Genomic DNA, 5,922 nt, shown 5'->3' on the forward strand with positions numbered 1-5,922 from the left:
GGCAACTGAGTGCAACGGCTATATTGAAGGGGCGAAAGCCAAGAGGGTGGAAACAAGCCATCAACCAACTAGCCGTGGCATACCCCATGTATTGGTGTTGTAATACAAATGTATTGGTAAGGTGATAGCTCATGGCCCTGGTCGGGAAAAGGGTCCTGAAGGTGGCGGGACTTATCGTGACGGCAATCGTTGCACTTGCGGCAGCCGGTGCTGGCGGTTGGGCATGGTATACAACCACGTATCACTCGCGTCTTGTGAGATCCCTGGAAAAGGCTGGCTATCAAGAGCACCGGATGAGCGTGGATCATGTGAAGCTCAATGTAGGGGTAAGCGAGCCAAGGGACGGTTCCCCTATTGTCCTTATCCATGGTCAAGCGAGCGGATGGCGCCAGTACGGTTACGCTTTACGTGACCTCAGCAAGGACCGCCAAGTCTATGCCATCGACGTTCCAGGGCATGGCAAGTCTGATCGCCTTGAATCTTATCGAGCGGTGGAGGTCGCAGACGTCCTATCTCGTTATATAGAGACAATTGGCCAACCCGTCGTATTAAGTGGGCATTCGTCTGGGGGTCAATTGGCCGCGTTGATTGCTGCGCGTCATCCAGAACTGGTTAGCTTCCTGGTGTTAGAAGATCCGCCGCTATTTGCCACAGAGCTGCCTGAGGCGCGCAATACGTGGAATTATCAGGACCTAGCTGTCAGCACTCATGAGTTCTTGTCTTCAGGAGAGACCGACTGGCAGGCTTATCAGTGGCGCAGCCAAAAAATGTGGCAATACTTTGGGGACTCTGCTCAGGGGTTCATCGGTGATGGACTCGCATATCACTCTCGGCATCCGGGCGCCCCGATAGCTCTGTGGACCATGCCTCCCGAGATGAATGAGGCACAGGTGTACATCATGGATTATGACCCAGCGTTTGGTGATGCCTTCTTTACGGGTCTCTGGAACGAAGGGTTTGATCAAGAAGCAACACTTGCGGCGATTCAAGCGCCAGTTACCTATATTCATTGTCAAGCGCGATACGACGGGGAAGTCCTTCAAGCTGCGGCCAGTGATGAGGACGCCGCCAGGGCCATGGATTCTCTTCCCGCCGGTGCCGTTAAAGTCGAGGCTGACTCGGGCCACAACTTCCATGTAGAAAAGCGCAAGGAGTTCGTAGAAATTCTGCTGGCCGGCGTAGGTTAATCCGCGTGCGCTTCTCCTGAGTTGGATCATTTTAGTGCGGAAGTCAGGGTTCGGTGATGGCGTGGACGAGGTTTTGCACTTCGGCTGGTAGTGGCGTGGCCGCGTGGATTGTTGTGTCTTCGACTCTGAGTTCAAAACTGCGATACTTTTTGAAAGTTCGCACGAGTCGTTTAATGCTTCGTCCGGTTGCTGATTCCATCATTCGACTCACTGCGAGTGTTGCCATGACGATATTGAGGTGCGCATTAATCGAGCCCTCGGTTCGGGCATAAATTGGTCGCGCCTTGAGATCGGATTTCGACATCCGATTGCCCGCGTGTTCGCTCGTGACTACCTGGAATAGCCATCCGGCTATTCCACCGCCGCAGACGTCCAAAAAGCCATTAGACATCCTGTCCAAAAAGTCGCTGGACTCCTTGTCCAAAAAGTCCCTAGACATGACAGATGAAAACTAGACTTCAAGTAGTTGAACTTTTGGTATGGAGATGCCTATGCGTAAGACCTTAATCAGCCTCACCGGCCCCGCCTTCGTTGCTGCAGTGGCTTACGTCGACCCCGGCAACGTAGCCGCCAACATCAGCGCCGGCTCCCACTACGGCTACCTCCTGGTGTGGGTACTCGTCGTGGCCAACCTCATGGCCATGTTCATCCAGTACCACTCCGCCAAACTGGGCCTAGTCACCCACCGCTCCCTGCCGGAAATCATGGGCGAGCGTCTCTCCCGCCGCGCGCGCCTAGGCATGTGGGCCCAGGCCGAGCTCATCGCCGCGGCCACCGACCTCGCCGAAGTCATCGGCGGCGCCATTGCCCTGCAACTCCTCTTCAACCTCCCCCTGTTCGCGGGCGCGCTCATCATCGGCGCGGTCTCCATCATTCTCCTCATCTTCCAGAAGAAGAACCAGTGGTTCGAGGGGCTTGTCATCGGCCTGCTCCTGGTCATCTGCATCGGCTTCCTTGCCGGCCTCGCCATCGCCCCGCCCGACCCCGCCGACGTGGCCGGCGGCCTCATCCCCCGCCTAGAGGGCAAGGACAGCATCCTGCTGGCCGCCTCCATGTTGGGCGCCACCGTCATGCCGCACGCCATTTACCTACACTCCTCCCTGACCAAGCAGCGCTACCCCGACCTGGAAATCCCCCACGTGCTGGCCGGCACCCGCGCGGACATCGCCGTGGCGCTGTCCATCGCCGGGCTCGTCAACGTGGGCCTGCTGGTCCTGGCGGGCTCGGCCCTCTACGGCGTGGACGGCACAGAGACCATCTCCGGGGCCCACACGGCGATTGCCAGCCACCTCGGCCCGCTGGCCGGCGTTCTCTTCGCCATCGGCCTGCTGGCCAGCGGCCTCGCCTCGACGTCAGTGGGCGCCTACGCCGGCTCCGAAATCATGGACGGCCTGCTTCACATCAAGGTCCCCCTACTAGTCCGCCGCCTGGTCACGCTCATCCCGGCGCTGGTCATCATCGGCTGCGGGGTCGACCCCACTATGGCACTGGTGGTCAGCCAGGCACTTCTTTCCCTGGGCATCCCCTTCGCCATCATCCCGCTTTTCCGCTATGCCGGCTCCCGGGACGTCATGGGTGAGTTCGCCGCGAAACCCTGGTCTATGGCCGTGGGCTGGACGCTTGCCGCGCTGGTCATCGCACTCAATCTCGCCCTCGTGCTCCTGCCGCTGCTCTAGGCCGCCTACAATCAGCAGCCATGATTGAAGTAGCAGCCGTCGTCATCCGCAACCCACAAGGCCACGTGCTTACCGTGCGCAAGAAGTCCTCCACCAAGTACCAACTGCCCGGCGGCAAGCCCGAGGCGGGCGAGGCGCTTGTCGACGCCGCCCTGCGCGAAGTTGCCGAAGAAGTAGGCCTCACCCTCGACGCCGAGAGCCTCAACAAACTCGGCACCTTCGACGCTCCCGCCGCCAACGAACCGGGCGAGGTCGTCGTCGGCACCATCTTCACCTACACCCGCACCGTCACCGCCGACGAACCCCATGCCGCCGCCGAAATCGGCGACACCGCCTGGGTCAACCCAGCAGCCCCCGACCGCGAGCTTGCACACCTGCTGCGCGACCGCGTCTTCCCCACGCTGGCCTAGCGCCAACTGTCAACACTTCGGCGTCATTGACCTCGAAACCATCAAGAGCTACCCTTTTGAACATGTTCACTGAACACGTTCACTCATCGCGCTCGGCCGCCAAAGCTGGCACCGTCAGCAAGGTCCTAGCCACCGCCTACGAACTCTTCCTCACTCAGGGCTACGCCACCACCAGCATCCGGACTATCGCATCCGAAGCTGGCGTTAGCGTGGGAACCGTCATGGGAGTCGGCGACAAACAAACGCTGCTCATCCGCACCATTGGCCAACACATTTCAGAACTCCACGATGACATCCGGGGACAATCCGATAGCCTTCTCGATGTCCTGAGACCTTTCCTCCAGATGTTTACCGGCCACGAAGAGCTCTCCCGCGCCTTTGGCGCAGCACTCATCCAACAAGGCAATCAAGGCGAAGCGCTCACCGCACTCAAAACGCTCCTGACCGATGAAATCACCCTGCGACTCGGCACCAGGCTCAGCAGCGCCGATGCGGCCGAGTACGCCGACCTGCTGTACAACGTCTACCTCGGCTTACTCATCGGCTGGGCCGCCGGAATCTACGACACCGAGCACCTCACATCCCAAGCCGCCTCATCGATCGAACGCCTCAACACCGCATTCGGAGTAACCCAATGATCCTAGAATCTTCCCCAGCCTGGCCCTCCCTTCTACTAGCAGCCATTCTGCTTGGCGACGCCGCCCTCTCCCTCAAACCAGTCCCCTTCATCGAAGCCTGCCTCAGCGGCGTCAAACTCCCCAAGGACTGGTGGTGGGCGCTCATTGTCATCAAGTGCCTCGCCGCCGTAGGACTCATTGCCGGCCTCTGGTTCCCCGGCGTAGGAATCACAGCCATGATTGGAGTCATCGCCTATTTCTGCGCGGCCGCAGCAGCCCATGTCCGCGCCCACTTCCTCGGTAGCGCATTCTGGATCAACTGCTTAGGCATGCTCGCATTCTCCATCGGAGTACTGATCCTGACGCTCGCACTGAATTAAGACACCAGTCAACCTTTCACGGCTTCCTGAAGGCAGATACATCATTGCACCTCTTGAATGATGACTTGATGCTTTCTACCCTAAAGGTATGCGCACGACGATAAACCTCCCGCCGAAACTCCTTGAAGAAACGAAGGTCCAAGCCAAAGCCAACAATGTCACTTTGAGCTCATACGTCGAAGAGGCGGTCCGCGCTGCCCTCAAGAAGGAAGCCCGCATCAGTACCGAAGACACCCCCGTTAACCTGCCCTCCTTCGATTGCGGCGGACCGGCTCTAGTTGATCTCAGCAACAAAGAAGCTGTGTGGGCGGTACTCGATGATCATTCCTGATGTCAACATTCTCGTTTATGCCTTCCACTCCGCTGCACCGCAACATAAACCCGCTCAACAATGGCTAAGTAGTGCTCTAAATCGGCATGAAACAATTGGACTCCTGGATGTTGTGGCAACGGGCGTGCTGTCAAGGGGTGAATGCGCCACTTCGACCGGGAGGTAGTTGTGACGCGTTGGACTCCGAAGGATGTTAAGGATGCTGCTGTTGAGCGCGTGGTGGCAGGCGAGGCAGTTAGCCTGGTCGCGCGTGATGTGGGTGTAGGCCCCGAATCGGTTTACGGTTGGTTGAGGGTAAGAGGTGTCGAACCTCCAGGCAGGCGTGCGAGTCGTTTGCGTGATCCGTTTGTCCGTGAGGCTGTTGGGTTGGTGCGTGCAGGTATGTCGATCAGTCAAGCAGCACAGACTGTTGGAATATCGACTGGCTTGCTTCACAGCAGGTTAAAGAAAGCTGGTGTAATCGAAGTGCGGCCTAGACGCGCCCACTTGTCACCTGATGAACGTGCCCAGGCCGTGGAGCGAGTGCTTGCTGGTGAGAGCTGTCAGACAGTGGCTGATGCTATCGGTGTGCATCCTTCTACCGTGTATGGGTGGATAAGGAAGCAGCGGTATGCGAAGTTACGCCGGCAGCGACATCGTCGAACGCCTGATGAGGCGGTGGTGTCTTTGCCAGATACAGGCAAGAAGCTGGGTAAAGATTCTGTTATGCCAGCACCGATGAAAACTCAAGCCGTTGATGGATTTCCTAGCGGCGTATTCGACAAACACGCCTTAGTAGGGCGTGGTCGCAGGCTTACTGTTGAAGACCGTGTTGCTATTGAAGCGGGATGTCGTGTCGGTGATTCGGCACGAGCCATCGCGCAGAAAATAAATAGGCACCACAGTGTCGTCGCTCGTGAAATCACCCGTAATGGTTGGAAGATCGTCGATGAGGACGGCACAGAGCAGCTGCGGTATAACGCCCACAACGCTGCTGTTTCTACTGCTGGTCGGATGGTGCGGCCAAAACTACGCAAGCTCGATGAAAGCCCAACGCTTCGGGGTGTAGTAGTCGATTGCCTTGCCCGCAGGTGGTCACCTGGGCGCATTAGTGCATGGCTTGAGCATGCTTTCAGCGATGATGAAAGCATGCGTATTTCCCACGAAGCGATCTACAGTGCCTTATACATTCAAGGCAAAGGCAGCCTGCGAGCCGAGCTTGAAGAAGTCATGAAGACTAAAGACGTACTTATCCGCGGCGGCTCAACACGCAAGCGTCGTGCCCGAAACGCTGGCGTGTTAACCGGTCGCCCTTGGATCAAAGGTGCTGAGATCACCCACC

Annotated in this window: 6 protein-coding genes and 3 pseudogenes; 8 read left to right on the forward strand and 1 reads right to left on the reverse strand. The window is 58.1% G+C overall.

Annotation, left to right across the window (positions count from 1 at the left end; genetic code table 11):
• The first annotated feature begins 131 nt into the window (after nucleotides 1–131).
• Nucleotides 132–1,187: an alpha/beta fold hydrolase gene (locus EAW56_RS10790; protein WP_095546042.1), complete on the forward strand. Its 1,056-nt coding sequence runs from the start codon at nucleotides 132–134 to the stop codon at nucleotides 1,185–1,187.
• A 43-nt stretch (nucleotides 1,188–1,230) separates the two neighbouring features.
• Here EAW56_RS10790 and EAW56_RS10795 read toward each other — a convergent pair.
• Nucleotides 1,231–1,494, reverse strand: a pseudogene (locus tag EAW56_RS10795) (IS1634 family transposase); the annotation flags it as partial.
• Between the two features lie 184 nt (nucleotides 1,495–1,678).
• Between EAW56_RS10795 and EAW56_RS10800 the strand changes: the two are divergent.
• From EAW56_RS10800 to EAW56_RS13050, 7 genes and pseudogenes are all read left to right on the forward strand, one after another.
• Complete coding sequence (locus EAW56_RS10800; RefSeq protein WP_011272788.1) at nucleotides 1,679–2,863, forward strand: Nramp family divalent metal transporter; 1,185 nt, start codon at nucleotides 1,679–1,681, stop codon at nucleotides 2,861–2,863.
• Between the two features lie 20 nt (nucleotides 2,864–2,883).
• The gene (locus EAW56_RS10805) at nucleotides 2,884–3,273 is read left to right on the forward strand and encodes an NUDIX hydrolase (RefSeq protein ID WP_005292595.1); all 390 of its coding nucleotides are present in this window, start codon (nucleotides 2,884–2,886) and stop codon (nucleotides 3,271–3,273) included.
• Between the two features lie 62 nt (nucleotides 3,274–3,335).
• Nucleotides 3,336–3,911 carry a TetR/AcrR family transcriptional regulator gene (locus tag EAW56_RS10810; protein WP_005292598.1) on the forward strand — a complete coding sequence of 192 codons (576 nt, stop codon included), beginning with the start codon at nucleotides 3,336–3,338 and terminating at the stop codon, nucleotides 3,909–3,911.
• On the forward strand, nucleotides 3,908–4,270 hold the full coding sequence (locus EAW56_RS10815; RefSeq protein ID WP_005292602.1) for a DoxX family protein: 363 nt from the start codon (nucleotides 3,908–3,910) through the stop codon (nucleotides 4,268–4,270). The genes EAW56_RS10810 and EAW56_RS10815 overlap by 4 nt, the downstream gene beginning before the upstream one ends.
• 88 nt (nucleotides 4,271–4,358) lie before the next feature.
• Nucleotides 4,359–4,601 carry a YlcI/YnfO family protein gene (locus tag EAW56_RS10820; protein WP_005292604.1) on the forward strand — a complete coding sequence of 81 codons (243 nt, stop codon included), beginning with the start codon at nucleotides 4,359–4,361 and terminating at the stop codon, nucleotides 4,599–4,601.
• Nucleotides 4,602–4,982: 381 nt separating this feature from the next.
• Nucleotides 4,983–5,156: pseudogene (locus tag EAW56_RS13045) on the forward strand (hypothetical protein); the annotation flags it as partial.
• Nucleotides 5,157–5,211: 55 nt separating this feature from the next.
• Nucleotides 5,212–5,922, forward strand: a pseudogene (locus EAW56_RS13050) (IS30-like element IS1513 family transposase); the annotation flags it as partial.

Source organism: Corynebacterium gottingense (assembly GCF_003693265.1).
Classification (GTDB): Bacteria; Actinomycetota; Actinomycetes; order Mycobacteriales; family Mycobacteriaceae; genus Corynebacterium; species Corynebacterium gottingense.